The 2,195-nt window shown below is 74.5% G+C and carries 2 protein-coding genes and 1 pseudogene; 2 read left to right on the top strand and 1 reads right to left on the bottom strand.

What is annotated here, in order from left to right; genetic code table 11:
- Positions 1-140, top strand: a pseudogene (locus tag FRZ03_RS12425) (IS110 family transposase); the annotation flags it as partial.
- A gap of 376 nt (positions 141-516) precedes the next feature.
- Here FRZ03_RS12425 and FRZ03_RS12420 read toward each other — a convergent pair.
- Positions 517-1,119 (bottom strand): universal stress protein, encoded by a 603-nt coding sequence (locus tag FRZ03_RS12420; protein WP_186785384.1) that lies wholly within the window; start codon positions 1,117-1,119, stop codon positions 517-519.
- Between the two features lie 100 nt (positions 1,120-1,219).
- On the opposite strand from FRZ03_RS12420, the gene FRZ03_RS12415 reads away from it, so the two are divergent.
- Positions 1,220-2,195: aminotransferase-like domain-containing protein (locus FRZ03_RS12415; protein WP_146465202.1), on the top strand; the 976-nt coding region annotated here is incomplete at its 3' end.

Raw genomic sequence — 2,195 nt, 5'->3', positions numbered from 1 at the left:
ACGACCGCAAACGAGCTGAGGGCAAGAAGCACGTCCAGGCCGTGCTCGCCCTCGCCCGCCGACGCGTCAACGTCCTGTGGGCCCTGATCCGTGACCGACGCTGCTACCAAATCACACCTCCAGCCCCTGCAGCCGGTTGACAACAGCATTAGGAAGCAAAGGCCACCGAGCTGGACCGGTTCGGCGCCGACGGCCGGGCCCAGTACGCCCAGCGGCCCGGGGACCGGATCAGCGACACTCCCTGGCCGGCCCCGTCCCGGGCCGACGCGCCCGCCAGCCCGGCCCGGGGCACGCTGGGACGGGGGAGCAGTGCGCCGATCGTCGTGCACGGGGCCTCCTCTCGCGCTGCTGGAGCGTCACCGTGCGATGCCTCGGCCAGGACGCGATCCTCCCGCTGGTCCCGTGCCGGGACAGGCCTGCGGGGCGGACGCGTCCGCCCCGCAGGCATCGAGTACCAGGTGCGCTTCGATTCCGTCGACGGCTCCGTCTTCGACGCCCTCGGCGACGCCTTACCCCTCACGCCCCGAAGTCGGTCGGAATCAGACGGCGCAGCGCCCTCAGGTCCGCTCGGTCCGGCTGGGCCACCGGCACCGTCAGGACCGGGCAGCGCGCATGGCGGCGTACCTGACGGCGTACGGGGCCGCGGCGCAGGCCCGGGCGGGTGCCGAGGACCAGGAGGTCGTCGGGGTGGGCCGCCAGGGCGAGCAGGGCGGGGCCCGGCCGCGCGCGCTCCACGCGCAGCGTGACGTCGATGTCGGCCGGCACCCCGCCGCAGGCTTGCTCGAAGGCGTCGGCCAGCCGGGTTCGCGCCGCCTCGTACCAGTGGCGGGCCCACTGCGAGTCGGGCCAGCGGCAGTACAGGGCCTCGCCCTCCGGCGGCTCCCACGCGCTGAGAGCGACGAGCGGGCGGCCACAGCGGCGGGCCTCGGCCACGGCGCGGCGCAGCGCGGCCAGGCTCGCGGGTGATCCGCTGACGCCGACGACGATCCGACAGGGACGGCGCGGGACCGTCGTCCACCCGGGGCGGCGCGGGCCGCCCGCGGGACGCCACCCGTTCTCGGCACGGCGCTGCAGCATGCGCTCGGTCCGGTCGCTGAAGTCACTCCTGTCGTGGTGCATGACGTGTCTCCTCGTTCCCACCCAGGCCACTGTCCCGCGGCCTTCTGCGAGTCTGTAGATTGATTGGCCTGGAGTGCAGGGCCAATGACAGGGATGTGGCATGGCGGCGAGGAGCGGAGTCCACACTCTGGGCGGCAGGCGGCTCGCCGCGCAGGTGACCGGGGTCGCCGGGGAGCGGCCCGGCTACCGGGCGCTCGCGCAGGGCGTACGGACCCTGCTGCTCGACGGCCGGATCGCGCTGCACGCCCGGCTGCCCGCGGAGCGCGAGCTCGCGGTGGCGCTCGGCATCAGCCGAGCCACCGTGACCGCCGCGTACGACCTGCTCAGGGAGAGCGGTTACGCGATCAGCCGACGCGGCGCGGGCACGTGGACGGAGCTGCCGGAGGGTGCGCGGCTGACCAGTGTGCGCACCCCGCTCGCCGGGGAGGACGTGATCGACCTGGCCATCGCGGCACCCGGCGCCCTGGCCGACGAGCTGTCCGCCGCGTACGCGGCCGCCGCCGCCGACGTGGCCCGGCACGCGACGACACCGGGCTACCACCCTTACGGTCTGCCGGAGTTGCGCGCGGCGATCGCCGAGCGGTACACGGGGCGCGGACTGCCGACGCTGCCCGAGCAGATCCTCGTCACGTCGGGCGCGCAGCAGGCGATGGCGCTCACACTCACCTTGCTCGGACGGCCCGGCGACCGGATCGCGGTGGAGAACCCGTCGTACGCCAACGCCCTCTCCGTCATAAGGCAGTTGGGGCTTCGCCCCGTGCCGGTGCCGGTGACGGAGGACGGCTGGGACGCGGAGCTGTTCGGGGCGACGCTGCGGCAGTCGGCGCCCCGGCTCGCGTATCTGATCCCGGACTTCCAGAACCCGACCGGCCGGCTCATGCCGCGCGAGCAGCGGCAGCGGATCATCGCCGACGCGCGGGCGACCGGCACCTGGCTGGTCGTCGACGAGACGATCGCGGACATCGCGCTCGACGTGGCCACGCCCCCGCCGTTCGCGTCGCTGGTGGCGGGGCGCGGCGCCGAGCAGATCGTCACCGTCGGCTCGCTCAGCAAGGGGCACTGGTCGGGACTGCGGG

The organism is Streptomyces misionensis (assembly GCF_007896895.1).
Classification (GTDB): Bacteria; Actinomycetota; Actinomycetes; order Streptomycetales; family Streptomycetaceae; genus Streptomyces; species Streptomyces misionensis_A.
This window is presented reverse-complemented; position numbering and strand designations above follow the sequence as displayed.